We start from the raw sequence: 26,638 nt of genomic DNA, 5'->3' as shown, positions 1-26,638 counted from the left end.
TCGGTCCATGACGACGTCGCGGTTTTCATCCATACAGATCCGAGTCGCCATTCTGGCGTCGACGCTTGCAGTTGCGACGAGTTGCAGCACTGCAACACCAGCTGCGAGCGCCGACTCCGAACCCACTTCAGGGGGCGATCTGACCTTTGCGATCAATACTTTTCCGCCGTGCATCGACAAGACGTTGAACGGTCAGACCGCTACTGCGTTCCATCCCCTGTACGACAAACTCGTCGACCAGAACCTGGACACCGGGGAGATCGTGCCTTGGTTGGCGACGTCCTGGGAGGTCCAGAACGACGGTCGACGATTCGTCTTCGCTCTCCAGGACGGCGTGACCTTCAGCAACGGCGAGCGTCTGGATGCGCGGGTTGTCGCGGACAACTTCGAAAGCCAGAAGAGACTGGGAGACAGTGGCTTCGCGACCACTGCGAAGTCACATCTTGCAAACTTCACTGGAGCGGAGGTACTCGACGCTTCCACTGTCGCACTCAATTTCTCGGAACCGTCAGCGGGTTTCCTTCAAGCCGCACGCTCCGACACACTCGCCATCATCGCTCCGGAATCCTTGAAGAAGACGCCCGAAGAACGCTGCGCGCAGGGCGTTATCGCCTCGGGGCCGTTCGTGCAGAAGGAACTGGAGACCAATGCGAAGGTCGTTCTCGCTCGACGCGACGGCTATCGCTGGGGATCTTCACTCAACAAGAACAAGGGAGAGGCATATCTGGATTCGATCACCTTTTTGGTCGTCCCCGAGTCCTCGGTGCGGATCGGTGGCTTGACGTCAGGGCAACTGGACGCCGCGATCGACATTCCGAGCACAGACGTCGATCGCACACAGGCCTCCGGACTCACTGTCATTCCGTCAATAGCTGCTGGCATCAACGATTCGCTCTTGCTCAACCCCACGTTTGCGCCAGTGCTCGCGGACCTGAACGTGCGGCGTGCGTTGGTGAAGGGCATCGACACCCAACAGATCATCGACACCACTTACACGCCGAGTGACGAGATTGCACGAAGCATCCTGTCGGTGAAAGCGCCTGGATACACCGATCTCTCGTCCGACTACACGTATGAGCCGGAGGGTGCGAAGTCGCTACTGGAAGCCAGTGGATGGACAGTCGGCGGTGACGGACTTCGCACGAAGGGCGGTGAGAAGTTGACCGTGGAGTTGGCGTACCGCAACCACCTCCCACAATCGCAGTTCGAACTGATCCAGTCTCAGCTGCGTGACATCGGCGTCGCGGTGAACTTGCAACCTCGCTCGACTGCCGAGGACAACGCTGCACGAACCGATGGCACATGGGAATCGATCTACTTCCAGAGTTTGCGTGCAGACGGTGACGTACTGCTGGTGTTCAGCCCCACTCTCGGCTCGACCAAAGGCATCGCCTCGACGCCTGAGCTGAATACGTTGCTGATCAAACAATCTCGAACCGTAGACGTAGATGCGAGGAACGGCGTGTTGAAAGAGATTCAGGAGTTGATTGCCGACCAGGCATTGGCGATCCCGTTGCACGCCTCCTCGTTGATCTTCGCGACGACTCCCGCAGTTCACGACTTGCGTATCCAGGCCGATCTCTACTCGGTGGACTTCGTGGATACCTGGAAGAGCTAGCTCGCACTTCGTCAACACATCAGCCTGTTTCGACAAAACCTCTTTATGGAAGGAACCCCATGTTCACCCGCCCTCGCTCCGCGACGCTGTTGATCGCTACCCTGGCCACAGTTGTCCTCCTGGGTACCGCTTGCGGAAGCCCAGATGAACAATCGACTGAGCAGCACTCCGGTGCAACAACATCCGGCATAAACTTGTCTGCCGAGCAGAACCGAATCACCACCGAGAAGGTTGATTCGATCGCAGCGAAGGTCCCTCAGGAGTTCCGAGACCGCGGCACGATCCGCATCACAGGCAATGCCGGAACCGCTCCTCCCTTACGCTTCTACGCCGACGACGACAAGACAGTCATCGGTTCCGAGACCGACTTCGCGTACTTGATTGCCGAGGTGCTCGGGCTGAAAATCGATCTTCAAGTCGCGGATTGGGCGCAGAATTCGGTGCGGATCGATTCGGGAGATGCTGATGCATTCGTCTCGAACGTGACGGTCACCGAGGAACGCAAGGAGAAGTACGATTTCGCGACGTACCGCCTCGACACTCTCGCTTTCGAGGTCAGGAAAGACAAGAACATCTCGCTCGACAAGCCGCAGGACATCGCCGGGCTGAAGGTCGGTGTCGGCGCCGCCACCAATCAGGAAGCGTTGCTGGTGAAGTGGAACGAGGACAACGTGGCGGCCGGTCTGGCTCCCGCTGAAATCACCGTGTACCAGAAGACCACTGACTACTACCTTCCCCTCTCGTCGGGTCGAATCGACGCATACTTCGGTCCGAACCCGTCATCCCAGTTCCACGCCGCCCAGACCGGTGAAAACGAAGTGATCGGTCAGTTCTCCGGCGCTGGAGAGGCTGCGTTGGGCCAGATCGGTGTATTGGTAAAGAAGGACAACGGATTGGTTCAGCCGATCAGTGAGGCAATCGATCATCTGATCGAAAACGGCACGTACGCCCAGGTCCTCGAGCGCTGGAAGATCACCAACGAAGCAGTGGACAAATCACTGGTCAATCCGCCTGGCCTCCCGAAGACGAACAAATAGGGAAAGGCGCGCTCAAACTCGTCTCGGGGCGACTATCTCGCCTGAACCGCGAGATCGACGGCGGACCATCGTATGCCTCGCCCGCTCCGTCGACCCGAGACCGTGCGCAGCGTGCTCCACCGACTTCATCGCTTCATCGAACATCGCCACACCCTTCATTTGTTGGGGTGAAGCCCATTGCTTACGAGCTCGGTGTGGCAGCCCCAGCGGACACGCAGTACCAGCTGTCTCCAAGATGATTCGAATGCTGAACTGGGAAGAACGCAGCAAGACAATGGAATCCGACCAAGGTGGTCAACCGAGTGCTAGCTTGGAGTTCCCGATTCAGGTCAGAGCAGGAGCTTCATCCATGAAACTGGCAGAGGCACTCGCGCTACGCAGTGACACCACCCGCAAGGTTGCGCACTTGCGCGAGCGGATCGTCGACAATGCACGCCACCAGGAGGGAGAAATTCCCGCCGAAGACGCTGCCGTCCTTCTCGAAGAGCTGACGTCAACTCTGAGCGAACTCGAACGGTTGATGCGCGCGATCAATCGAACCAATGCGCAGGCAATCCTCGGAAACGGCACTGTCACAGATGCACTCGCCCATCGAGATGTGCTGCGCCTGAGACACTCTGCAGTCAATGCCGCTGCGGACGCCGCGTCCGGGCGCGAAGAGCGAGGTTACGGTCGTCAACTCCGATCAGAATTGGTCTATGTCGCGGCAGTTCCCGTCACCGAACTTCGGGCAATCGCGGACGACCTCGCCCGCGAGATTCGTGAGGTCGATACACAGATTCAACGAACGAACTGGGAGGTGGATCTGATCGAGTAAGCACGGCAGCGTTGGAGCAGGTAGTCGTTCGGCGAAGCGAGCACACACCGCGACCGGCGGTCTATCCGGTCACCTCTGAGCGCGGCGGGCAGCGCACATACACATTGCAGCCCTGCACGTTGTACAGGTAAAAGTGCACTACGCACACATCACCACCACGTGCTGATCGTCGATAGACGAGGGCGGGTTCGGGGCATCCAGCACTGTCGGCGACTGCAGGTCGGTGCGTCTTCGATTGGGATGCAGGATGCGCCTCAGTAGCGCGAATAGTGCTGCATCTCCTCGCGATCTGCAGCGCAGATGCACTTTCGATCGAGACCGCGGTCGGCAGTCACTGCGCAGAAGCGAACTCCGAGCGGATCGTGGGATTCCATACTGTGCTGACACGCCGGGCAGATTGACGGCGTTTTCTGATCCGCGTCAGTCGACTCGGATTGCCCTCGTGCATTCGACACATCGGACGGGTTCGACGCCATACAGGCGCTCCAGTTCTCGGCCGTTCGACCACAGACCGGGTTGGCGTCGAGGACGACATGGCTTGACCGCGCATATTCGAATGACCCTCGACGTACCCCACGCTACTCGCTTCGACACACCGGTTTGTACCAATTTCTGCCCACGCGACAATCCCGGTCGAGCAGGATAGAACTACTGCACGCACCATTTACGTGCAGGATTCGAATTCGTGCAACATTCGTCGCGAAAGGGCTTCTCGTGAACACTTTCCAACGTGTATCCGCCGCCGTGAACGTAGTGGTCCAACCGCTGATCGGCGCTCCGATCGTAGGCAAACTACTCGGCCGTTCGATGACCGTCATCACCTACGTCGGCCGCAAGTCCGGTCGCACCTTCAGCGCGCCCGTGTCCTACAAACGAAAAGGCGACCATGTGACGATCGGGGTTGCCATGCCGGACAAGAAGAGTTGGTGGCGCAATTTCTATCCGGAACATGGTCCGATCGTTCTCCAACTGGACGGTATCGATCGCCCCGGCGAGGCACTCGCACATCGAAAAGGCAAGGGTGTCTACGTCTCCGTCGAACTCGCTCCCGTCGACTGAGCGGATCGAACAGACACCGGCACAATCACATTCAGCGCACACCCGCTACCTCACGAGATCGGGGTGATTCAGATCTCGTGACGGTCGGGACCTTTGGCTCTGTGCAATCGAGACTCGGTCTCGCACCCTTCGACGCGGGTTTTTTGTCGGCCATCGGTCGGACAACCCGATCCTGTCGGGACATTACCGTCCGGTAACATCGACGACAGGCGTGAGCTGGAAGAGGTGACCACCGTGACGATCGGCATCTATCTGGTCGACGACCACGAGATCGTCCGTCGTGGATTGGCAGACCTGTTGAATCAGGTATCGGGATTCAACGTCGTGGGCGAGGCGTCGTGTGTTCGCGAAGCCTCGGTCGGGATACCCGAATGCCGACCCGACGTGGTTGTCATGGACGTCAGGCTTCCCGACGGCAACGGTGTGGAACTGTGCCGAGAACTGGCGTCGACCTATCCGAACGCGGCGACGTTGATGCTCACGTCCTACTCCGACGACGATGCCCTCCTCGACGCCCTGATCGCCGGCGCACGTGGATTCGTCCTCAAGAACATTCGCGGCCATGACCTCGTTTCGGCGATCCGTACGGTTGCTACCGGCAAATCGCTGTTGAATACGCAGGCGGTGATCGGTTTGGTGCGGCGCATCCGATCCGAGCAGGAATCGGGTACTGCGGCGGCCCTGTTGACCGATCAGGAACTATTGATCTTCGAGTTGATCGGCAAGGGACTGAGCAATCGAGAGATCAGCAAGCACGCAGAGCTCTCGGAGAAGACAGTCAAGAACTACGTCTCACGCATCCTCGAGAAACTGGGCCTCGAACGCCGAACGCAGGCTGCAGTCTTGGCAACAAAGCTTCGCGCAGGCACTTCTCACCCGGATCCTTCGGGCCAGGCGACTACTCACCTGCTGACGCCGTCAGGCTCGCCCTTCTCCGCGACCACTGGCACGCACCATGCCAGGTAGCCGCGACGCTCTCATGCTCAGCCTATTCGGCGATATCGCCGGAAGCGCCGAGCTGGCTGCCCTGAACCCGAGTGCGATTCCCAAACTGCTGAGCGCCGTGTTGACTGTCGGATCCACCCTCCAGCTCGACGAAACCCTGCAACAGATAGTCGACGTCGCGCGTCATCTCCTCGAAGCGGACTACGGAGCGCTCGGCGTGAAGTCGCCCGACGGGCGCTTGTCGCGGTTCATCCACTCGGGTTTGGACCAGGGTCAGGTTGCCAAGATCGGGCACCTTCCCGAAGGGCACGGACTGCTGGGCCTGGTCGTTCAGGAACCCTGCCCGGTTCGAACCGACCACATCTCCTCGCATCCGTCCTCGGCAGGGTTTCCCGCCAATCACCCACCGATGGACACGTTTCTCGGCGTTCCGATCTTTGTCAGGGGCGAGGTGTTCGGAAGCATCTACCTCGCGGACAGCTCGGACCGAGCTGCATTCGACGATCGCGACGAGGCCGTGCTCCAGATACTGGCAAACGCTGCGAGCATCGCCATCGACAACGCGCGCCTGTTCGAGGAATCCCGGACGCGGGAGGCCTGGCTCAAGGCAGTCGCCGCCGTCAATGCACGTCTTCTCAGTGGCGGATCGCGCGACGAGACGCTGGCCGAACTGGTTCGGACGACGAGGCATCTCACGGATGGAAATCTGGTGTGCGTCGTTCGCTACGACCTGGGCAGAGAGCCAGTAGTCCACGTCGCAGATACTGCCGATTCCCAGCCTTTCGCCGCGACCGACTCTGCCGTCAATCTGTCCGGGACCGTGATCGACGACGCAGCGCGCAGCAGGCGACCGATCTCTGCACCACAGGGCAGTCCCGTTCCGGCACTGAATGTTTCCGGTGACGAATCGGTGATCGCACTCCCCCTCTCCGGAACCTCGTTCGGCGGCGGCGTTCTCTTCGCGTCACGCCGCAGCGACCGCCCGTGGGGAACAGAGGAGATCGAGCAACTGACGGCAATGGCAGACATCGCCTCTGTCACTGTCGAATTCGCTGAACAGCAACGAAAGGAAAGACTGATCGACGTGCTCGAAGATCGTGACCGCATCGCGCGTGACCTCCACGACCACGTCATTCAACAGTTGTTCGCCACCGGATTGAGTTTGCAGGGAGTACTTCAACGTCCAGGCGACGAGGCCACCGTTCGAACCGTTTTGGACACCTCTGTCGATCAACTCGACCGGACAGTCCGCGAAATTCGCACCGCAGTCTTCGACCTCCACACGAGCGAGATGTCCACTCCCACAAGCCTACGGCGGCGACTCCTCGACGCCGTCAACGGCCTGTCCGGCCACTCGCCGATCACTCCCAGCGTCACTTTCGAGGGAACCATCGACAGTTCCGTCCCGGCTCGACTAGCCCCGCACGCCGAAGCCGTTGTGCGCGAAGGCTTGAGCAATGCTCTGCGACATGCCCATGCCGATGCCATCGACGTCACCATCCGTGCCACCGAGGAGCTTGTCATCAGCATCGTCGACGACGGTGTGGGTATCGACCAGGCAACCAGAATCCACGGTCTCGACAACCTTGCGACCCGCGCTCGTCAGTGCGGAGGCTCGAGCAACATCACCAGCGAGAACGGTGTCACCGAGTTGGTGTGGCGCGTTCCGCTGAGCCGAAGGCCGAGCCTGTTACCGAGTCACGATCGTTGAGCGTCAGAGCGGAGATAGTCGAGCCTTGAGCAGACAAAACTCATTACCTTCTGGGTCCGCTAGGACATGCCACTGCTCCTGCCCTGTCTGGCCGATGTCAGCCGGGCGCGCACCGAGACCCAGGAGTCGTTCGAGTTCGGCCTCCTGATCGCGATCGGTAGCGTTGACGTCGATATGCAGGCGAGGCTTACCCTTCTCCGGTTCGTCTCTGCGACTGAGGATGATCGTCGGCTGTGGACCGCCAAAGCCTTCGCGTGGGCCGATCTCCAACGAACCGTCGTCCATTCGATCGAGCACGACGAAGTCCAGGACCTCGCACCAGAACCGGCCCAGCACCTCGGGTTCCCGGCAACCGAGCACCAGTTCACTGATGCGACACGCCATGACGATCTCGCTTTCTTTCCGCCCGTGAAGACAACTCTCTCGACCGTACCGGACCACGTGATCTACGCCATGCCTCTGTTCCGATCCTAGGGACCTTTTCCCCTCGTCCGAGTTCCCGGTCGCCACGATCATTGCGTTATGTTCCACAGTCCCAGGCATTCTCGATATTTCGTCACGTCGATTCTCGTAGGCGGCCGTCGTGGTTGATCTAGCACCCCGGCCGGTAGGTGAGGTCGATACGCACGCCGATGCGATTCCCCGAACCGCTCCGAAGGGTTCGAAACTGGTCGAGATCCTCAGGACCACCGATCACAAGATGATCGGCCTGATGTACATCGTGACATCGTTTGCCTTCTTCTTGATCGGCGGACTGATGGCGCTACTCATGCGCATGGAATTGACCGTTCCGGGAATGCAATTCCTGTCCAACGAGCAGTACAACCAGTTGTTCACCATGCACGGAACGATCATGCTCCTGCTGTACGCGACCCCGGTCTTCTTCGGATTCGCCAACTACCTCATGCCACTGCAGATCGGGTCGCCGGATGTGTGTTTCCCGCGACTCAACGCATTCAGCTACTGGCTCTATCTCTTCGGCGGCCTGATCGCCTCCGCCGGATTCGTAACACCTGGTGGTGCGGCAGATTTCGGCTGGACCGCTTACGTGCCGCTCACCAGCGAACTCCACTCCCCCGGCATGGGCGCCGACCTGTGGATCATCGGTCTCACGCTCGGCGGCGTCGGCACCATTCTCGGCGCAGTCAACATCGTGTCGACGATCGTCTGCCTGCGTGCCCCTGGGATGACGATGTTCCGCATGCCGATCTTCACGTGGAATGCGCTGGTCGCCAGCATGCTGATTCTCCTCGTTTTTCCGCTGCTCGCTGCTGCCTTGATCGGGCTGTGGGTGGATCGTCATCTGGGTGCGCACCTGTTCGACCCCGCCACCGGTGGAGTCATGTTGTGGCAGCACCTGTTCTGGTTCTTCGGCCATCCCGAGGTCTACATTCTGGCGCTGCCCTTCTTCGGCATAGTCTCGGAGATCTTCCCCGTCTTCAGCCGCAAGCCGATCTTCGGATATACCGGGTTGGTCTACGCAACGCTGGGAATTGCGGCACTGTCGATCGCGGTGTGGGCACACCACATGTACGCAACCGGCGCCGTTCTCCTCCCGTACTTCTCGTTCATGACCTTCCTGATCGCAGTTCCCACCGGAGTCAAATTCTTCAACTGGATCGGAACGATGTGGAAGGGGCAGTTGACCTTCGAATCGCCCATGCTGTTCTCCGTCGGCTTCCTGGTCACATTCTTGTTCGGCGGACTCTCCGGCGTGATTCTTGCCAGCCCGCCCTTGGACTTTCATGTCACCGACTCGTACTTCGTCGTCGCACACTTCCATTACGTCCTCTTCGGAACGATCGCCTTCGCGACATACGCCGGAATCTATTTCTGGTTCCCGAAAATGACCGGCCGGATGTTGGACGAGAAGCTCGCCAAGATCCACTTTTGGTTGACCCTGATCGGCTTTCACGCAACATTTCTCGTCCAGCATTGGCTCGGCGCCCAGGGTATGCCTCGGCGGTACGCGGACTACCTGCCGTCGGACAATTTCACTCTTCTCAACACGATCTCGACCATCGGCGCGTTTGTGCTCGGAGCCTCGACGATTCCGTTCATCTGGAATGTTTTCAAGAGCTACCGCTACGGCCGAATTGTGACCGTCGACGATCCCTGGGGGTTCGGAAACTCGCTCGAATGGGCGACGTCCTGCCCGCCACCGCGACACAACTTCACCGAACTCCCCCGAATCCGCAGTGAGCGGCCCGCATTCGAACTGCACTACCCCCACATGGTCGAGAGAATGCGCGACGAAGCGCACGTCGGACTGCTTGGCCACAAGTCGGTTTCCGAGGTAGACACCAAGGTGAAACAACATGAATGACGGCACGAAGTACCGAGCCTGGGCAGAAAAGCAGCAACACGAACGCCGAGCGAAACCCGGCCATCTTCTCGCCCCGTTGCTTGTGCTCATGTTCGCTGTCACGACGCTCGTGTGGTTGCCCCTGACGACTGCCGCGTGCTCGATAGTCGTCTCAGGATTGCTGTTCGGCACTGTCCTGCAAGCTAGTTCGCATTCAACAGACACAGCTCGAGGAGTTCACGATGAAGCCCGAACTATCGACTGACCTCATCACCTCGGAGTGGTCCGCGGACGGAGCGGTGGTCGTGTGCATCGACGGATCCCCGCTGCGCCCCGACGTGATCACGTGGGCGGCCGAGTTCGCGCATCGCCACAGTCTCTGGATGCGAATAGTTTTCGTAGCCCCGTTCACCGCCGATCCGAACACCTCGGCGTCACCGACCGGCCTGTTCATGGAAGCCATTCAGATCGCCGAGTCGGTGTCGCCAGATCTTCGGATCCGGACCGATCTGATCTCCGGGGAGAACACCGCAATCCTCACCGCGTTGACGTCCGAGGCCGCCTTGATCGTCGCACCACAGGACGATCCCGCCGCACCTGGACCGACATGTTCGTTCGCAAGAGTCGGAACACCGCGTGAAAGCAGCGCTGCGGCAGCCTTGCCGGTTGTCGTCGGTTTGGACGGAAGCGCCTACAGCGAAAGCGCTTTGGCAATCGCATTCAAGGAAGCGGACGCAGTGAACACCGAACTTGTCGTCGTACATGCTGCCTCGCCCGAAGCCGAGCTGCGTCGAGACTTCGCATCCGGGCACGCGCCCCAGCACCCGACGCCGCTGACGTGGCAACTGTCAGGTTGGGCCTCGCTCTACCCTGGCGTCACCATCCGTCAGATCGAATTCGACGGCCCTTCGGTAGCGATTCTGGAACAACTCTCCACCGAGGCAAGGCTTCTCGTCGTAGGTCGGCGTGGTCGAGGCTCGTTCGACGACGCCGGTCTCGGCACGACGAGCAGTGCGATGATTCGAAAAGCACACTGCCCGGTCATCGTTGCGAGCGAAGCCTGAATCAGATACTCACCCGGTCAGAAGCCGTAGCTGTGGATGGGTGCGAGCTGACCGGTGTGGTGGGCTTCGATCACGAAACGCTCGTGGTCGACCAGCTTCTCCGGGAGTTCGTCAATCGGCCACCACCGCAGATCTGCAGATTTCAACGGCTCCATCCGGCGTGGTTCACCCGACCACGTACGGCATTCGTAGAAGAAGTCCACTCGATGATCCACTGGTTCAATCCCTGCCGCGTGACGGCGATGCAACACGGTCAGCGGTTTCAGTTCCGAGGAGAGCAACTCAACGCCAAGTTCTTCCGCAGCCTCCCGAATGGCAGCGTCGAGTGCCGACTCCCCCAGTTCGACGTGTCCTGCAGCCGCGTGAGCCCAGTATCCGTCCATGAATCCCGTGCCCTCGCGCAATTGCAACAGCACCTCCGGGCGTTGTGCCAGGTTGCTTCGACAGAACATCACGTACACCGCTGGTACCAGCGCAAATTGATCGGCCACACGACCACGCTATCGTGCGCGTGAAATGACGGCGCCCCGCGAGAACAAGCTCGCGGGGCGCCGTCGACGATCTGCTGGATCAGTTGACGTCGAACCGGTCGAGGTCCATCACCTTGGTCCAGGCGGCGGCGAAGTCCTCGGCGAACTTCTGCTTGGCGTCTTCGCTGGCGTACACCTCGGAGAGTGCGCGCAGTTGCGAATTCGATCCGAAGACGAGGTCCACTGCAGTTGCCGTGTACTTCGGGTTGCCCGTCGCACGATCAACCCCGTCGTAGACGTTTTCGTCCGTCTTCGACGGCTTCCACTCGGTACCCATGTCGAGAAGGTTGACGAAGAAATCGTTGGTCAAGGTCTCGGGACGGTCGGTGAACACCCCGTGGCCGGTCTTGCCGAAGTTCGCGTTCAGCGCGCGAAGTCCGCCAACCAGCACTGTCACCTCGGGTGGGGTCAGAGACAGCATGTACGCGCGGTCCACCAGCAGAATCTCTGCCGGAATCTTCTCCCCACCCTTGAGGTAGTTCCGGAATCCGTCGGCCCGAGGTTCGAGTACCTCGAACGAGTCGACGTCTGTCTGCTCCTGCGTTGCGTCAGTACGTCCCGGAGTGAACGAGACCGTGATGTCCTGTCCCGCGTTCTTCGCGGCCTGTTCGACGGCCGCTGTACCACCCAGAACGATCAAGTCGGCGAGTGAAACCTTGGCTCCACCAGCCTGGTTGAAGTCCTGCTGAACCCGCTCGAGAGTCTCAAGCACCGCGGCGAGGGCTGCGGGCTCGTTGACTTCCCAGTTCTTCTGCGGCTCCAGTCGAATTCGCGCACCGTTGGCGCCGCCGCGCATGTCGGTGCTGCGGAAGCTCGCAGCCGACGCCCACGCGGTCGACACCAACTGCGAAATGGACAGCCCGGAGTCGAGAAGTCGACTCTTGAGGATCGCGATGTCTGCGTCCCCGATCAGTTGATCATCGGCCGAGGGAACCGGGTCCTGCCACAGCTGCGGCTCGGGAACCCAAGGTCCCAGGTAGCGCGTGACCGGTCCCATGTCACGGTGAAGGAGCTTGTACCAGGCCTTGGCGAACTCTTCGGCAAATTCTTCCGGATGATCGAGCCAACGCCGGGTGATCTTCTCGTACGTCGGATCCAGGCGTAGGGAGAGGTCGGTCGTCAGCATCGTCGGTGTGCGTCCGGCCGACGAATCGAACGGGTCCGGGATCGTGCCCGCCCCCGCGCCGTCCTTCGGAATCCACTGCCACGCACCCGCCGGGCTCTTGGTCAGCTCCCAGTCGTAGCCGTACAGAATCTCCAAGAAGGTGTTGTCCCACTTCGTCGGAGTGGGAGTCCACACGACCTCGAGACCACTGGTGATCGCGTCCTTACCCACACCCGTGCCGAAGGCACTCTTCCAGCCCAGTCCCTGCTGCTCGATGGGTGCGCCTTCGGGTTCCGGTCCGACGAGGTCGGCCGGTCCGGCTCCGTGTGTCTTGCCGAAGGTGTGGCCGCCGGCGATCAGCGCGGCTGTCTCCACGTCGTTCATCGCCATGCGCGCGAATGTTTCTCGGATGTCGCGGGCGGCCGCTACCGGATCCGGTTGCCCGTTGGGCCCTTCGGGATTGACGTAGATCAAGCCCATCTGCACGGCGCCGAGCGGTCCGGACAGCTCACGGTCTCCGCTGTAACGCTCGTCGCCGAGCCAGGTGTCCTCAGGACCCCAGTAGATCTCCTCGGGTTCCCAGATGTCTTCTCGGCCGAATCCGAAGCCGAAGGTCTTGAACCCCATCGACTCCAGGGCGCAGTTGCCGGCGAACACCAGCAGGTCAGCCCAGGAAACCTGCTTTCCGTACTTCTGCTTCACGGGCCAGAGCAGGCGCCGTGCCTTGTCGAGGCTGGCGTTGTCCGGCCAACTGTTGAGCGGGGCGAAACGCTGAGCGCCTTGACCGCCGCCCCCGCGGCCGTCTGCAATGCGATAGGTGCCGGCAGCATGCCAGCTCATACGCACGAAGAGTCCGCCGTAGTGGCCGTAGTCGGCCGGCCACCAATCCTGCGACGCCGTCATCAACGCGATGACGTCGCGCTTGAGTGCCTCGACGTCGAGTTTGGCGAATTCCTGGGCGTAGTCGAAGTCTGCACCCATGGGATTCGACTTCGACGAATGTGAATGCAGGACAGAGAGATCCGGCTGATTCGGCCACCAGTCGCTGTTCGTTCTCGGACGGTTCCCGGTGGGTGTCGGCGACGGGATTGCGGGGTTTTCACTTTCGCTGGTGCTCTCGGTGTTTCCATCGTGAGCAACCGGGCAACTATCGGACACGGTAATCCCTCCATGAGCGAGTAGAACGGACTTCGATCACGTTTGTGATCGCAAACTCTGAGTTGTCGAACAGTCGGCACACAGGCCCCAGTAGATGACCTCGGCTTCATCGAGGACGAAGCCGTTGTGCGTCGACGGCGTCAAACACGGCGCTTCACCTACGGCGCAGTCGACGTCCTCGACGACGCCACACGACCTGCAGACCACGTGATGGTGGTTGTCACCGACGCGAGACTCGTACAGCGCCACCGATCCGGACGGTTGTATTCGCCGTATCAATCCGGCGTCGGTGAGAGCGTGCAACACGTCGTAGACCGCCTGCCGAGATACCCCTGGCAGAACCGCCCGCACAGCATCGAAAATCGTCTCGGTGGCTGCATGTGGGCGTGCATGCACAACCTCGAGCACCGTGACTCGGGGGCGAGTCACGCGAAGCTCAGCGTCACGCAATTGGGCTGCGTAATCCGGCGTCGAAGGCACCTTTCCACTATTGCGCAATCTTCTGGACTGAACCCAGACTTTCGCGAAATTCTTGCCCGATCGAGCTAATCGGCCCTGTGAACAATCCGTCCGGTCACCCGTCACCTCAACAGGTAAAAGGCGGGCTCGCCTGCGATCCCCGAGTTATCGTCCGACACCTGAACCTAATGCGACGGTGGTCGGGCAACTCCGTTCACCGTCGTGACTTCGCCGCATTCAGCGCAGCGACGGCGGTGTTCAAGACTTCATCGGGACCAGTTCTACGATCGGGATCGTGCGAGATGTCTTGTTCTGGTAGGCGGAGTATCGCCCCTTGTTCACGACGTCGAGTGTCGACCACCGTCGCGCGTAATCCGGATCGGTCGGCGGGGTGACGCGCGCGCGAACTCGTGTACTGCGTAAGCCGATCTGCATCTCGCACACAGGTTGTGCGGTGAGGTTGGCAAGCCAGTCGGGTGGCTTGGCTGCTCCTCCGGCGGAGGCGACCACCAGATAGGTTCCGCCATCGCGTGCGTAGGTCAATGCCGAAGTTCTCGGCAGACCGGATTTGCGACCGAGGGTGCGTATCAGAAGGGTGGGGTTGCCGAAGAGGAGACGATGCCCGACCAGTCCACCTGTACGCATGTAGATCCATTTGTGGGCACGCAAGATGTGACGATAGATATCGCTCATGACGGTCCTGAAGTTCTCTCGCAGAGGGATTCTGTAGGTGGCGGCAGCTCACGTTGATTTCCCGCGGGTGCGCTCGAGTATGTGAAGGTCACAGGACCCGCGGCCGTAGACGGCTGGTCGTGAACAACGGAGTAAGTGGGCGTACCGGGACAGGCGGCACCCACACGCCCGGCAGGTCGACGCGGTGCAGCCGCGCTTCGACCACCCGGCCGATTCCCATCTGATCCAGAGGGTCTCGTTCTGAGCCAAACACTTCCAGCGCGAATTCGTCGATGCGCCGTACCTCGAGCACGCTCTCACGTGGAGTGAAGGCGACCAACCAGGGCGGCAGCATGCCCGCGACGCCGACGACATTGCGGTGCGGTCGGGCGAGGATCGGCGGTGGGTCGGTGATGACGTCGCCCATGCGGCCGCTCATGGTGAGCAGCTTGTGCCCACGCCGGGTTGCCGCAGCGCGGATATCGGTATCGGTGACCGTCCACTCGATCTCACCCAGTTTCTTCGGGTAGCCAAGAAGCTCACGGCCGATGATCAGGGCTACGTCGTCGTCGAGAATCATCCACGGGCAGTGAATTCCGGTGCCCTGCACTGTCTTGATGTGAACGAACAGTCCGGCCTCGTGATAGCCGGGTGACTCGAAATTGTTGTCCGGGAAACAGGCGGTGAAAAGGTCGGCGCGCGCCGGTTCGGCCAACCGTACCCCCGCAGGAAGCCACTGCTTCATGATGTCGGGGTCGATTTCGACGGTGGCGCTGAAGTAGTGGGCGTCGCGGTAGAGGCTGCGCCGCGGATCGCCGAGTGTCAGTGTGCGGCGCAGGTCCGTCCAGAGTGAGCGACCCGCAGTCCTGACGGCCGGTTCCCAGCCCATCTCATTTGACCCTTCGGTAGACGGTACGCAGAATCGGCCCGATCAGCCCTCGCGGGGTGTATTGGCCACTGACGGTCTGCAGTTTGGCGAACGCGCCGGGGACCACGCGGCGGCGACCAGCCGCCAGCCCGACGATTGCTGCCGTTGCGGCTTGTTCGGCACTGACCCACAGCGGGCCCGGCAACAGGCGGTCGAGCTTCGGGACCTCGGCTACCTCGGCGTATTCCGTACGTACTGGGCCTGGCGCGAGTAGCGTACATTGCACTCCGGTGCCGACGAGCTCACTGTGCAGCGATTCGGCGAGGGTGTTCGCGAATGCCTTGCTCGCCGCGTAAGTAGCGTTGTTCGGTCCGGGTTGGTTGCCTGCGGTGGATCCGGTGATCAGAATCGCGCCCACGCCGCGCGCCAGCATGGGTGGCAGTACAGCGAGGATGAGGTCGTGCACTGCAACGGAATTCAGTTCCACCTGTTGGCGTTCCCGCTCCGGGTTCGCGGTCGCGAGCTCGCCGTAGGTGGCGAATCCGGCGTTGTTGCACAGTATTACGACATCTCTGGTCGCGAGCTCGTCACAGAGCTTCGCGCGCTCGGCACGGTCGGACAGATCGACGCTTCGGATCTCGACCTCGATGCCGTAACGCTGGGCCAACCGCGCGGCCAGCTCACGCAATCGATCCTCGCGGCGGGCTACCAGGATCAACGAGTATCCACGCCGCGCCAGGCCTTCGGCGAGGGCGAGACCGATACCGGAGGACGCACCGGTGACGACAGCTCGCGTGGTTGATGTGGGTGGGGGAAGGCTCATGGTTCGCTCCTCGGTGATCAGAATTGGGTGAGCGCGCGGGCAGTCACGGCGGTACCAGCAGCGATCAGAGTGCGAACTGCACCCGGTTCACGTACTTGCTCCCTGCCTGCCGCAATCCGGCGGAAATTCGCCGCATGCCAGGCGAGTTGGAGGTAGGAATTGATTGGTGTGGCGCCGGCCAGCGGAATGCGTGGCGCAGTCGGAAGCACCTGCGGCTCACTGGTCCCGGACAGCAGGTCGGCCGCGATCGTCGGCCGCACGGCGAATGGTCGGCCGAGCCCGATCACATCCACGACGCCCTGAGCGAGCACGTCGCGGATGAAGTCGCGGGTCCGTACACCGCCGGTCAACATGAGCGGCATAGCAGTACGGGCGCGCAGGCTTTCGGCGTAGCGCAGGAAGTAAGCCTCCCGGACTCGGGTGCTGTCCTGCACGACGCCGGTCATGGCTGGAGCTTCGTAGTTGCCGCCGGAGACCTCGAGCAGGTCGATGCCGGCCTTTTCCAAAGCGAGCGCGACATCGAGCGACTCGTCTTCCCCCAACCCGCCGTGCTGGAAGTCTGCCGAGTTGAGCTTGACCGACACAACGGCCTCCGGGCCGATGGCTGCGCGAACGTCAGCGATCACCTCGAGCAACAGGCGACGCCGGTTCTGCGGGCTTCCGCCGTAGCTGTCGGTGCGCTTGTTCGCGACAGGTGAGAGGAACTGCGACAGGAGGTATCCGTGTGCGGCATGGATTTGCACTCCCGAAAATCCGGCTGCCACGGCCAGTTCCGCGGTTCGGGCGTAGCGGCGACGCAGGAAGGCGATGTCGCCGAGCGAGAGTTCCCGGGGTTTGCGCAGATTGAATCCGAGCGCCTGCGGCCGCAGCGCTGACGGGCCGACCGGGCGTCGGTGCAGTGGTCCGACGGCAACTCGTCCGGGGTGGTTGATCTGCATGATCATCACCGCACCCTCCCGGGATCCTGCCCGGGCCCAGTTGCCGACGGCTTCGAGGTGGCGGTCGTCTTCGAGGGTCACGTTGCGTGGCTCGACGTAGGCGCGACGGTCGATCATGACGTTGCCGGTGATGAGCAGGCCTGCACCGCCTCGTCCCCAGGCGCTGTAGAGGCGGGTCAGGTTCTGGCTGGGTGAGCCGTCGATCGCGGCGAGTTGTTCACTCATCGCGGCCTTGGCGATGCGGTTGGGCAGGGTAACGCCGCATGGCAGCGTGAGTGAACTGGCAGCGGTAGCAGTGCGGGGTGCGTGTTTCTTGGGTGGCATGGTTACTCCTGTTGTCGTGGTGGAGAATTGGAGGTCAGGCGTTGCGGTGCGCGGCAGCGAGGATCGGTCGCCGGACGTTGCCGGGCACAACAGGTCGCGGCTCGGGAATTCTCCGCGCGGTCGGTGGGCCGGCGAGTGCACCGAGGAGCTTCGAGCGGAGTGTGGCCAGTTGGGTCATGATCCGGACCGACCACCGGCCGCGCCGCATTTCCCAGCGCAATTCGGGGCCACCGGCGAGGATTTCTCCGGATGGCTTGGACAGATACGAGTAGAGATCACCGACCGGTGTATGCAGTTGTTGCTGCAGTATCGCGGCCTCGGCGAGCAGGCGTGAACTGTTCATCAGCAGCATTCCTGCACCCGAGCGCGGGGCGACCAGTCCCGCGAAATACAAGTTGGCCAACCCCGGGGCGAAGGTGTGTGACACCAGGCGCGGTTGCCCGTTATCCCACGTGAGCAGTCCGTCGCCTAGGAAGGGGAAGGTGGTCTTGAAGCCGGTGGCCCAGACGATGGTGTCGTATTCGCCGCTGGTGCCGTCGGTGAAATGCACTGTACGTCCGTCGAACCGGGATATTTCCGGCCTGACTGCAATGCGGCCGTGTTTGAGGAAGTAAGGCAGTTGCTGGTTGACTACCAGATCTTGGTCGAAGATACGGTGCTTCGGCTTTTCCAGCCCGAAACTGCGAAAACTTCCCATTCCGACAGCAACGATCATTCGGAAGACTAGCTCCTGCAACACTTTTGGAACTGGGATCGAGCCCACGTCGAACTTGCTGCTAGGGACACCGAGGACGTACTTCGGAATGAACCAGTAGCTACGGCGCAGTGAAATCTCCGCGGTGCCGAAGGTCAGCGCGGCTTCTACCGCCAGGTCACAACCGGAGTTTCCCGCGCCGACCACCAACGTGCGCGAGCCGTCGAGGTCGGCAGGGCGCTTGTAGTTCTTGGAATGGATCTGTTTGCCGGTGAATTCGCCCGGATACGCGGGAATGTTGACATCCCAGTAGTGACCGTTGGCGATCACGACGCCGGCGTACTCGCGCACCGTGCCGTCTCCGAATTCCACCAGCCACCCGGCTCTTCCCGAAGTATCGAGTGGCGCCACATCGACAACCAGCGTGTTGAATTCGATCCGGTGATCCAGGCCGAACTCGGCAGCGAAGGCGCGCAGATACTCGCACATCTGTTTGGCGCTGGGAAAGTCCGGGTAGTCGTCGGGCATCGGATAGTCCGGATACCCGGTGACGTCCTTCGAACTGATCAGATGCGTGGAGTCGTACACCCCGTGCGACCAGTTTCCGCCGATCGCAACGGCGGTCTCGACGTGGTCGTAGTCCAAGCCGAGATCCGCGTAGGCCTTTGCCACCGCCAGCCCGGTGTATCCAGCTCCGATGATGCAGTACCGAGTCACGGTTGCAACCTTTCCTCAAAGCTACAGTCAGTGTAGCTACAGTCAGTGTAGTATTTGCCAAGGCGTTGTTGCATGTCAAGCAACGCGGTGACGGAGGGGCGGCAAACGATCATGACCGAACGACGGAACCGGGCGTATGCACCGCGAATGGCTCCTGAACAACGTCGGGAGCAGTTACTGGACGCAGTCCTGCGGGTGATCGTCGAACAAGGCGTCCACAAGGTGTCCATCGACACGGTGGCGAAGGAAGCGGGCGTCAGTCGCCCCGTCGTCTACGGCCACTTCGACGACTCCGACCAACTGCTGCGCGCTTGCCTCGACCGCGAGGAGAACGCAGCACTGACGCAACTCGCCAACGTGGTGCCTCTTCACACGCAGGACCCGATCCACGCGATGACAGAAAGCCTCGAAGTTTTCCTTACGGCCGTCCTGGCCGCACCCAACCGGTGGCGAGCAGTCTTCCAGCTCGCCGACTCGAGCACGCCAACCTTTCGTAAACGCCTCGAGCACGGCCGCCAGGCGCTCATCGCAGCACTGACGGACTTCGTACGAGCGGCAACACCTCCGGATCGACTTCCCGCCGTCGATGTCGACCTCACCGCCCGCACCATGTATGCACTTTTCTGGGAGGCCGGTCGCTTGGTTTTGGCGGAACCGAAATCCTTTCCACCACAGCGTATTCGCGACTATGCCGACCTCCTCATTCCTGCACTGCCCGCATTCCACGAACCGAACAGGACCCCTGAACGATCCGCATGAGGAAACGCGAGAACTCCGATCGAACGCCTCCTGGCCCTCGGGCGTCCCCGTTGCGTCTTCAGGCGTGTTACGTTCCGGCGGATTGAACAGTCAACTCAGGGGAGCGCGACAAGTGGAGTTCAGCAGTACCGAACCGGACGAACGACGCGAGAATCATTGCCAGGGGAATTCCGAGTTAGTACGCACCCGCGACGGCCGATACCTGCACACGATGGTGCTGCCAGGGCCTCGCAATCGGTCGGTCACCGTCGTCTTCGAAGCCGGTGCTGCGGCAAGCCGATCCGGGTGGGCTTTGGTTCAACCAGCGGTCGGAAACTGGGCTCGCGCCGTCGTCTACGACCGTTCCGGAATGGGACGCAGTGCCGTCGATGCGCAGCCGCGGACGCTACGGCGGATGGCAGACGATCTGGGCGACGTACTCGATCACTTCGGCCCGGGCCCGTTCGTCTTGGTCGGCCACAGCGCCGGCGGACCCATCGTCCGGGCTGCAGCGGCCGCTCGCCCCCAACGGATTGCGGGCGTCGTGCTTGTCGATCCGACTGACGAGGCTGCAGATCTGCTGTTCAGCCGGATGTTCCGTCTGATGGAGCGGGTGGCCATCGCAGCGAACATGGTCTTGGCCCGAACCAAACTGATGCCGCGACTGTACAAGTCGATGACCGACGCCTTGCCGGACGACGCGCGCAGAGATATGGAGTTGGAGGGATTTACCGTCACGATGGTCCGCACGCATGCCTCGCAAGCCGAAACCTTCATCGACGACTTGTACAAGTTCAGAGCTGACCCACCCGCGCTCGGCGGGATTCCGGTCACCGTCATCTCCGGCGCGCGAACAGGATCCGGCATGAATGCCACAGTCAGGGCGGCTGCGAATGCTTCCCACGAGTACCGGGCCGAACAATCTCCACAGGGCCGCCACGTCATCGCCGAGCGCTCCGGCCACTACGTCCCCATCACCGATCCGGAAATCATCGCCCAGGAAATACACCGCCTCGTCGATGGCACGCAAGAGTCCTGAACATTCGAGATCAGCGTTGCGTTGAAGCCTGTTGCCACCTCGCGGTTCCACAAATTCCGACAATCTTTCGTTTGTTCCATCTACCGTGAAAGGGAGAATCCGCCGAGGTCAGGAGTGATCGTGCCCAAATTGGAGATCAAGAGGAAGTCAGAACTCTCGCGCCAGGAAGTCGCCGACCGACTCATCGCCCTCGGCCAAGCGCTCGCCAGTGGATCGGAAGTGGAACTGGGATCTGGCGGGGACTCGATCGAAATCAGTGTTCCGGAGCAGGTTCGGTGGGAACTCGAGATCGAAGTCGACGGCAATGAAGTCGAGATAGAAATCGAGATCCACTGGCGCGACGACCCTCAGGAAGAATCGGAAGTGAAGTCTCCGCCTCCCGCCAAAGCCGTCCGTCGCAGCCGACCACGCAAGAGCACTGCCAAATAGGCCGACTCGAATTCGGTTGACAGGCACTTAAGGAGACGCCGACACCTCGAGAGATACTACGCGCAGCAGTGCCCGGAGATCCCTTTCGATTCGTCGAAACAGTTGGTAGACAACGATGAATCCGGCGATACCGCCCAAACACAGCGCGCGGACGGTTGCGTTGAGTTCCTCACCGGCACCCGAACCGACAAAACTGAGCCCTGCGATTCCCACCAGGGGAACCGAGGCTGCCACCGCGAGGTACCTCGTGCTGCTCCGACCCAGTGAACGAATATCGCGGCCGTCGTCGCTTCGTAACTCTCCGTGTGACAACAAGATCGGATACAGACATCGAACCGAGTAGTAGGTCAGAATGAAGAACGGATACGCGACCGCGACGGCGCCGCACACGGCCAGCGACGACATCAGGTGCACGTAGGCTCGCTGCGGAATACCGCCGGCCGCAATCTGCAACGCAACTGGATATGCGATACCGGCCAGCACCCACAGACCGAAAGCGATCACCACCGCACGGTGTCCGACGTTCAGCGTCGCGGTACGAGCCTTGTTCAAGACCTCCGCACTGTACGTCTGACCGTTACGCAGTCCGTGAGGCACGGTGAGCGCAAGCCGACACCAATACAGGATCGCCGCAGCCCCGAGAGAGAACGCAGCCACCCCGATGACCAGATGAACCTGCTCGAGATGCTGCTGAGCCTGCGGCGAGAGCCCCGAGATGATCAGCATCTTGTTGTAATAGTAGTTGTAACCCGCCGCAAGGAGATTCGGAATTCCAATCGCGGCCAGCAGAATCGGCAGTGCCCACTTCCACAACGTCGAACGCGGGCTCCCTTCCGGTGGGTCCACCAGATTGCGGGCAGACCGGTCCAGACACAGAGCGAACTGACGGGCCAGCTTTCGGCCACCAGACCACCTACCGTCTCTCTCCGGCGAGAGAGACTTCACCAGAACCCGACGCAGCGCCGGCGGACAGTCGTCCGGCAACCGGGCCTCGGCCGCTGGGTCCACTCCGCGCCGACGGGCCTCGAGCGCCTTCTTGGGCGACGGCGGGTTCTCCCCCGTTCCGTCGTCAGTGAAAGGCCTACTCCCGGTGAGGAGCTCCCACAGCATCACGCCGAGTGCATAGATGTCGCTGCGAGTGTCGAGTGTGCCGGGCGCACCCACCGCACAGGCCTCCAACTGCTCTGGAGACATGTAGGCAAGCGAACCCCCGACAAAACAAGCCGCGTCCTCGGTCGAGACCTCCTCGCTCGAGCTGACGTTGAAGTCGGCGAGTTTCGGGATGCCTTCGACACTGAGAAGTACGTTCGCTGGCTTGATGTCCCGATGTAGTACGCCGTGTTCACGCGCGTACTCGAGGGCGTCGGCCAGTCTCATTCCGATCCAGGCCACGGTCTCCGGCCACGACATCGCCGCGATCTCGCTCCGCAGGCTCGTCTCGCTCGGCTTCATCTCTCCCTTCTTCGCCAGTGTCTGATCGATGGCGTCGAGAAGGAGCTGTCCGGACCGCTGCGCCTGCGGTGTCACACGGACAAGTTTGACCACGTCGAGCAGCGTCCCGCCTGGCACGTATTCCATGAACAGAACTCGCAGTGCGCGTTCCTCGAGCAGCCGTTGATCAAATACCCGAACGATGTTGGGATGGTCGAGTTGGGCGAGAGTCTGCGGCTCGACTCCGACGTTGCGGGAAATCTTCAACGCAACCCACCGCTGCATCGAGAGCTGCCGAGCGAGGAACACTCGGGCAAACGCGCCGTGCCCAAGTTCCAACACCAGTTCGAAATCGTCGAGGTGCTGCCCGATTTCGAACTCGTCGAAACCCGAGAGACCCAACATCATGACGTCTTCGCGACCGGCCATCGAATCACGGTCGAACATCTGCTCGAAACTGTCTGCCTGCAAAGGGAACTCGGTGACATAATCGGCCGCCACGACGTCCTCGCCGCCCTGCTTCCGTAGCCGGAACTCCTCGTACAGGAGCTCGGCCGGTAGTGGTTCTTCGAGCAATTCCGGATACTCGACGCAATATTCCGTGAGCCGCTTCGGGCGATCGCTTTTCAGCCAGCGGTACTCCATGTCGATTCCGACCAGTTCGATCAGTGCGGCCCGGCGAATCTTGGCTGGATCGGGCAGATAATCGGTCAATTCGGAAGGGGTTCCCGCCTCCCAGTCTCCGACCAGGCGACCGAGCCCGTCGGCACCGTTGCGCCCGTCATACCCCACCGGCAGTGCGGACGGGCGCAACTCGGTGACGGTGCCCCGTTCGGTCAGGGGCCCGCTCGCGACTGTCGCGTCACTGGCCTGCGCACCACGTTCATTCATGACACTTCTGCTCCGCACCTCGAGCACGATGAATCGAGGTGACTCACTTCAGCGTAACCCCGGCGGTACCCCAGACCCCAGCGAATCTATTCGGGGTAAACGGCCAGCTTCGCGCCGATGCGGACAAGGTCTTCGCGATCTTTGATCTTGACGCGATCACGCCCGTGCCGCGCACCGAGGTCGCGTTCGGCAGCATCGATGCGAAGCCATCCGTCCCAATCGACGGGCAGTAATTTTCCGACCGCGAGTAGTGCAGCGATCCGGCTGCGGTCCGATCGACATTCGACATTCGAATCCAGCTGCCGCAGCATGGTTTCGACGGTTTGGCGAGCATCCGGCCGTGCCGCACCGATCAGCCCGACGGCACCTCGCTTCATCCATCCGGTCACGAACAGGCCCGTGATGGGAAGACCGCTCTCGTCGACCACCGCGCCGCTCCGGTGCGGAACCGTGCCGCGTCCGTGATCGAAGGGCACCCCGGCAAGCGGAGTGCCGCGAAATCCGATTGCCCGGTACACCGCTTGAACCGGATAGTCGGTATAGACCCCCGAAGCGGTGACGTGACCGTAGCCGTCGGGATCAGTCCGCTCGACGCGAAGTGCTTCGACTTTCCCGTTACCGAGAATCTCCGCCGGCTGTCGGTAAAAGTGCAGGTGAACTCGGCGCTGGGCGATTCGGTCGGCAGAAGCAGCGCCTGCGAAAGTGCGGAGCGTCTCGACAGCCAGTCGGGTATGCACCAACTGTTTGGTCATCCGCTCGATATGCCGATCCGGTGCGACATCGGCAGCGTCGACCACAACATCGACTCCGGGCAGTTCACCGAGAGCGCGCAACTCGTTCGGGGAGAATCGAGCGTCGGCGGGTCCGCGCCTGACGAAGATGTGCACCTCCCGAACGAGACTTTCGGCGATACTTTTCCGAACGTCGGCGGATACGTCCGTGGCCTCTAGCGATTGCTCCTCGGCGAGGATCATGCGCGCGACATCGAGTGCGACGTTGCCACCCCGATCACGGCGACCGAGTCGGCGTTCAGCGGCCACTGCGGCGAACTGTCCGGGTGATCGTTGTACCAACCGACAAAATCGGCGCCACCGAAAGAGCCTGGAAGGTCGACGCCGGGAATGTCGAGCGGCACATCCCTTGGCGCACCGGTTGCAATGATCACGGCGTCGTAGGAAGAACGTAGAACCTCGACGGAAAGGTCCTTTCCGATCTCTACGTTGCAGAACAGCCGGAAGTCACTGGCGCCCAGCGCGGTGTGCAGAGAATGGACGAACTTCTCGGACTCGGCGTGCCCTGGCGCGAGACCGTACCGCACGAGTCCGTACGGCGTGGGTAGACGCTCGAACACGTCTGTCTTGGTGCCGGGCGCCAGTTCAGCGAGAGCGCTCGCAGCGTGGATTCCCGCCGGCCCCGCTCCGACGATCGCAACACTGCGCGGAGGTGAGAAAACCCGGGGCGACGCAAGCGGGGATACCGCTCTCACACTGATCATGCACCGAGGCTAGGACCTCAACTGCGCTGGAGATCAAGTCCCCCGCTTTTCAGTCAGTAGCCCTGCTCTGCAGGCTTGTGCTCGGTTGTGTAGCGGTAGAACTCCGCGAGTTCGAGTTCACCGGCCGCTGCCTCGTCGACGATGACGGTCACGTGTGGATGCAGCTGAAGCACTGATGCCGGGCAGAACGCCGAGACCGGACCTTCGACCGCCGCCCGGACGGCGGGCGCTTTGCGTGCGCCGTCCGCGATCAGGACGAGATGCCTTGCATCACTGATGGTTCCGAGTCCTTGTGTGATCACATGATGCGGCACGTCGGCCGGGTCTGCGAAGAACCGTGCGTTGTCGGCGCGGGTCCTCTCGGTCAAGGTCTTCACTCGGGTGCGCGACGCAAGTGAAGAGGAGGGCTCGTTGAAACCGATGTGTCCGTTGAGGCCGATGCCGAGGATCTGCACGTCGACGGGACCGTTTTCGGCAATGGCAGCGTCGTAGCGCCGGGCAGCTTCACTGGGATCCGAGGCTCCGCCGTCGGGGCTGAAAACTCGCGCATTGTCGATGTCGAGGTGATCCACGAGTTCCGTGCGGATGGTGTGCGCGTAGGACTGTGGCTGATCGGACGTGAGACCTACGTACTCGTCGAGAAGATACGCGCTCATAGCCGCGAACGACACTCCCGATTCTCGATGCCGCCTGATCAGCTCTCGATACGTGTGCAGCGGTGACGATCCCGTTGCGAGGCCGAGCGTTCGCGCTCCGTTTTCCATTGCGCCGCAAACAATATCGGCAGCAATTCGCCCGCCGTCTTCCGGACTGGGAACGATGACGATTTCCATTCAGACTTCCTCACTGCTCTTGCCGGCTCCGACGATGGCATCGCGTACCGAACCCGAAGCGCGATCCAACAATTCGGTCGCTTCGGCGAAGTCGCATTCGGCCAACAACATGACGACCGCTGCCTTCACATGACCGTCGGCATTCTCGATGGTCTCCGAAGCGATCTCGGTATCCACTCCGGTGGCTGCCGCGACGATCCGGTTTGCACGATCGACAAGTTTGGCATTGGTCGGCCGAAGATCGACCATCAGATTGTGGAATGCCTTCCCGGATCGGACCATACTGGCCGTGGAGAGCATGTTGCACACCATCTTCTGCGCAGTCCCGGCCTTGAGCCTCGTCGATCCGGTGAGGATCTCGGGGCCGGTCTCCACTTCGATGGCCACGCCGGCGTGAGAACTCATTGCCGCACCCAGGTTGCACGAGACTGCCACTGTTGCGGCGCCGAGTTCGCGGGCATGATCGAGTCCCCCGATGACATAGGGAGTGCGACCACTGGCCGCCAAGCCCACGACGACGTCCGTGGCGTTCAACGAGATTGCGTCCAGGTCGCCCCCAGCCGCTCGCGGATCGTCCTCTGCTCCCTCGACTGCGTTCAGAAACGCTCCCGGGCCACCGGCGATGATTCCGATCACCTCACCCGGATCTGTCCCGAACGTCGGAGGGCATTCCACTGCGTCGAGCACTCCTAGACGCCCGCTTGTCCCGGCTCCCAGGTAGATCAGTCGACCACCTTGTGCCCGTGCGGCGACGATCAAGTCGACTGCGGCTTCGATGGCGGGTATTACCGCCGCGACGGCGTCGGCCACGATTGCGTCCTGCTGGTTCATCACCGTGAGCAGGTCTGACACCGACATGACGTCGAGATCGCGGGTGAGAGGGTTGGGTCTCTCGGTGGAGAGCATTTCCAATTGCATTGTGACGAGTCCTCCTAGAT

The 26,638-nt window shown here is 61.5% G+C and carries 27 protein-coding genes; 12 read left to right on the top strand and 15 right to left on the bottom strand.

Annotation, left to right across the window (positions count from 1 at the left end):
- Window positions 1-7 precede the first annotated feature (7 nt).
- From ACFQ6Y_RS17620 to ACFQ6Y_RS17610, 3 genes are all read left to right on the top strand, one after another.
- Complete coding sequence (locus ACFQ6Y_RS17620) at window positions 8-1,618, top strand: ABC transporter substrate-binding protein (RefSeq protein WP_378635201.1); 1,611 nt, start codon at window positions 8-10, stop codon at window positions 1,616-1,618.
- Between the two features lie 59 nt (window positions 1,619-1,677).
- Window positions 1,678-2,655 (top strand): ABC transporter substrate-binding protein, encoded by a 978-nt coding sequence (locus tag ACFQ6Y_RS17615; RefSeq protein ID WP_378635196.1) that lies wholly within the window; start codon window positions 1,678-1,680, stop codon window positions 2,653-2,655.
- A 349-nt stretch (window positions 2,656-3,004) separates the two neighbouring features.
- The gene (locus ACFQ6Y_RS17610; RefSeq protein WP_378535709.1) at window positions 3,005-3,472 is read left to right on the top strand and encodes a DIP1984 family protein; all 468 of its coding nucleotides are present in this window, start codon (window positions 3,005-3,007) and stop codon (window positions 3,470-3,472) included.
- A 254-nt stretch (window positions 3,473-3,726) separates the two neighbouring features.
- Here the strand turns inward: ACFQ6Y_RS17610 and ACFQ6Y_RS17605 are convergent, their stop codons facing one another.
- The gene (locus ACFQ6Y_RS17605) at window positions 3,727-3,948 is read right to left on the bottom strand and encodes an RGCVC family protein (protein WP_378635193.1); all 222 of its coding nucleotides are present in this window, start codon (window positions 3,946-3,948) and stop codon (window positions 3,727-3,729) included.
- 238 nt (window positions 3,949-4,186) lie between these two features.
- On the opposite strand from ACFQ6Y_RS17605, the gene ACFQ6Y_RS17600 reads away from it, so the two are divergent.
- The 3 genes from ACFQ6Y_RS17600 (at window position 4,187) to ACFQ6Y_RS17590 (ending at window position 7,187) form a co-directional block, all read left to right on the top strand.
- A complete protein-coding gene (locus ACFQ6Y_RS17600) occupies window positions 4,187-4,531 on the top strand; it encodes a hypothetical protein (RefSeq protein ID WP_378535705.1) in 345 nt (114 codons plus the stop codon).
- A gap of 234 nt (window positions 4,532-4,765) precedes the next feature.
- Window positions 4,766-5,497, top strand: coding sequence for a response regulator (locus ACFQ6Y_RS17595; protein WP_378635190.1), 732 nt, complete (start codon window positions 4,766-4,768; stop codon window positions 5,495-5,497).
- A 13-nt stretch (window positions 5,498-5,510) separates the two neighbouring features.
- Window positions 5,511-7,187, top strand: coding sequence for a GAF domain-containing protein (locus tag ACFQ6Y_RS17590; protein ID WP_378635187.1), 1,677 nt, complete (start codon window positions 5,511-5,513; stop codon window positions 7,185-7,187).
- A 3-nt stretch (window positions 7,188-7,190) separates the two neighbouring features.
- On the opposite strand, the gene ACFQ6Y_RS17585 is transcribed toward ACFQ6Y_RS17590, so the two are convergent.
- Entirely contained in the window at window positions 7,191-7,571 is a 381-nt protein-coding gene (locus ACFQ6Y_RS17585) for a VOC family protein (RefSeq protein ID WP_378535699.1), read from the bottom strand.
- Between the two features lie 199 nt (window positions 7,572-7,770).
- Between ACFQ6Y_RS17585 and ctaD the strand changes: the two genes are divergently transcribed.
- From ctaD to ACFQ6Y_RS17570, 3 genes are read left to right on the top strand one after another with little or no spacing between them, the layout of a single operon-like run.
- On the top strand, window positions 7,771-9,513 hold the full coding sequence (gene ctaD / locus ACFQ6Y_RS17580) for a cytochrome c oxidase subunit I (RefSeq protein WP_378635182.1): 1,743 nt from the start codon (window positions 7,771-7,773) through the stop codon (window positions 9,511-9,513).
- Complete coding sequence (locus tag ACFQ6Y_RS17575) at window positions 9,506-9,757, top strand: hypothetical protein (protein WP_378635178.1); 252 nt, start codon at window positions 9,506-9,508, stop codon at window positions 9,755-9,757. The genes ctaD and ACFQ6Y_RS17575 overlap by 8 nt, the downstream gene beginning before the upstream one ends.
- Window positions 9,735-10,556: a universal stress protein gene (locus ACFQ6Y_RS17570; protein WP_378635175.1), complete on the top strand. Its 822-nt coding sequence runs from the start codon at window positions 9,735-9,737 to the stop codon at window positions 10,554-10,556. The genes ACFQ6Y_RS17575 and ACFQ6Y_RS17570 overlap by 23 nt, the downstream gene beginning before the upstream one ends.
- 17 nt (window positions 10,557-10,573) lie before the next feature.
- Here ACFQ6Y_RS17570 and ACFQ6Y_RS17565 read toward each other — a convergent pair whose 3' ends face one another.
- From ACFQ6Y_RS17565 to ACFQ6Y_RS17530, 8 genes are all read right to left on the bottom strand, one after another.
- Entirely contained in the window at window positions 10,574-11,047 is a 474-nt protein-coding gene (locus tag ACFQ6Y_RS17565; protein WP_378635172.1) for an NUDIX domain-containing protein, read from the bottom strand.
- Between the two features lie 79 nt (window positions 11,048-11,126).
- The gene (katG, locus tag ACFQ6Y_RS17560) at window positions 11,127-13,349 is read right to left on the bottom strand and encodes a catalase/peroxidase HPI (RefSeq protein WP_378635168.1); all 2,223 of its coding nucleotides are present in this window, start codon (window positions 13,347-13,349) and stop codon (window positions 11,127-11,129) included.
- Between the two features lie 36 nt (window positions 13,350-13,385).
- On the bottom strand, window positions 13,386-13,829 hold the full coding sequence (locus tag ACFQ6Y_RS17555) for a Fur family transcriptional regulator (RefSeq protein WP_378535689.1): 444 nt from the start codon (window positions 13,827-13,829) through the stop codon (window positions 13,386-13,388).
- Window positions 13,830-14,066: 237 nt separating this feature from the next.
- A complete protein-coding gene (locus ACFQ6Y_RS17550; RefSeq protein WP_378635163.1) occupies window positions 14,067-14,501 on the bottom strand; it encodes a nitroreductase/quinone reductase family protein in 435 nt (144 codons plus the stop codon).
- Between the two features lie 88 nt (window positions 14,502-14,589).
- Window positions 14,590-15,369 (bottom strand): acetoacetate decarboxylase family protein, encoded by a 780-nt coding sequence (locus ACFQ6Y_RS17545; RefSeq protein ID WP_378635159.1) that lies wholly within the window; start codon window positions 15,367-15,369, stop codon window positions 14,590-14,592.
- A 1-nt stretch (window position 15,370) separates the two neighbouring features.
- Window positions 15,371-16,171, bottom strand: coding sequence for an SDR family NAD(P)-dependent oxidoreductase (locus tag ACFQ6Y_RS17540; protein ID WP_378535681.1), 801 nt, complete (start codon window positions 16,169-16,171; stop codon window positions 15,371-15,373).
- 17 nt (window positions 16,172-16,188) lie between these two features.
- Window positions 16,189-17,433, bottom strand: coding sequence for an NADH:flavin oxidoreductase/NADH oxidase family protein (locus ACFQ6Y_RS17535; protein ID WP_378635155.1), 1,245 nt, complete (start codon window positions 17,431-17,433; stop codon window positions 16,189-16,191).
- 34 nt (window positions 17,434-17,467) lie between these two features.
- Window positions 17,468-18,844: a flavin-containing monooxygenase gene (locus ACFQ6Y_RS17530; RefSeq protein ID WP_378635152.1), complete on the bottom strand. Its 1,377-nt coding sequence runs from the start codon at window positions 18,842-18,844 to the stop codon at window positions 17,468-17,470.
- Between the two features lie 72 nt (window positions 18,845-18,916).
- Here ACFQ6Y_RS17530 and ACFQ6Y_RS17525 point away from each other — a divergent pair, with 72 nt between their 5' ends.
- The 3 genes from ACFQ6Y_RS17525 to ACFQ6Y_RS17515 all read left to right on the top strand — a co-directional run bounded on the left by ACFQ6Y_RS17525 (window position 18,917) and on the right by ACFQ6Y_RS17515 (window position 21,050).
- On the top strand, window positions 18,917-19,603 hold the full coding sequence (locus ACFQ6Y_RS17525) for a TetR/AcrR family transcriptional regulator (RefSeq protein WP_378635147.1): 687 nt from the start codon (window positions 18,917-18,919) through the stop codon (window positions 19,601-19,603).
- A 112-nt stretch (window positions 19,604-19,715) separates the two neighbouring features.
- A complete protein-coding gene (locus ACFQ6Y_RS17520) occupies window positions 19,716-20,621 on the top strand; it encodes an alpha/beta fold hydrolase (protein ID WP_378635142.1) in 906 nt (301 codons plus the stop codon).
- Between the two features lie 120 nt (window positions 20,622-20,741).
- Window positions 20,742-21,050, top strand: coding sequence for an amphi-Trp domain-containing protein (locus ACFQ6Y_RS17515; protein ID WP_378635137.1), 309 nt, complete (start codon window positions 20,742-20,744; stop codon window positions 21,048-21,050).
- Between the two features lie 27 nt (window positions 21,051-21,077).
- Here the strand turns inward: ACFQ6Y_RS17515 and ACFQ6Y_RS17510 are convergent, their stop codons facing one another.
- From ACFQ6Y_RS17510 to murQ, 5 genes are all read right to left on the bottom strand, one after another.
- Window positions 21,078-23,372 carry a serine/threonine-protein kinase gene (locus ACFQ6Y_RS17510; protein ID WP_378635133.1) on the bottom strand — a complete coding sequence of 765 codons (2,295 nt, stop codon included), beginning with the start codon at window positions 23,370-23,372 and terminating at the stop codon, window positions 21,078-21,080.
- 86 nt (window positions 23,373-23,458) lie between these two features.
- Window positions 23,459-24,412 (bottom strand): hypothetical protein, encoded by a 954-nt coding sequence (locus tag ACFQ6Y_RS17505; RefSeq protein WP_378635129.1) that lies wholly within the window; start codon window positions 24,410-24,412, stop codon window positions 23,459-23,461.
- Window positions 24,343-24,867: an FAD-dependent oxidoreductase gene (locus tag ACFQ6Y_RS17500; RefSeq protein ID WP_378635124.1), complete on the bottom strand. Its 525-nt coding sequence runs from the start codon at window positions 24,865-24,867 to the stop codon at window positions 24,343-24,345. The genes ACFQ6Y_RS17505 and ACFQ6Y_RS17500 overlap by 70 nt, the downstream gene beginning before the upstream one ends.
- 53 nt (window positions 24,868-24,920) lie before the next feature.
- Window positions 24,921-25,700, bottom strand: a complete 780-nt coding sequence (nagB, locus tag ACFQ6Y_RS17495) for a glucosamine-6-phosphate deaminase (protein ID WP_378635120.1) — start codon at window positions 25,698-25,700, stop codon at window positions 24,921-24,923.
- Window positions 25,701-26,618 (bottom strand): N-acetylmuramic acid 6-phosphate etherase, encoded by a 918-nt coding sequence (gene murQ, locus ACFQ6Y_RS17490; RefSeq protein WP_378635116.1) that lies wholly within the window; start codon window positions 26,616-26,618, stop codon window positions 25,701-25,703.
- Window positions 26,619-26,638: the final 20 nt, after the last annotated feature.

Origin of the sequence: Rhodococcus sp. NPDC056516 (assembly GCF_042794655.1) — a bacterium.
GTDB lineage: Bacteria > Actinomycetota > Actinomycetes > Mycobacteriales > Mycobacteriaceae > Rhodococcus_F.
Note: the sequence above shows the minus strand (reverse complement) of the source record. Positions and strands in the feature narration are given on the sequence as shown.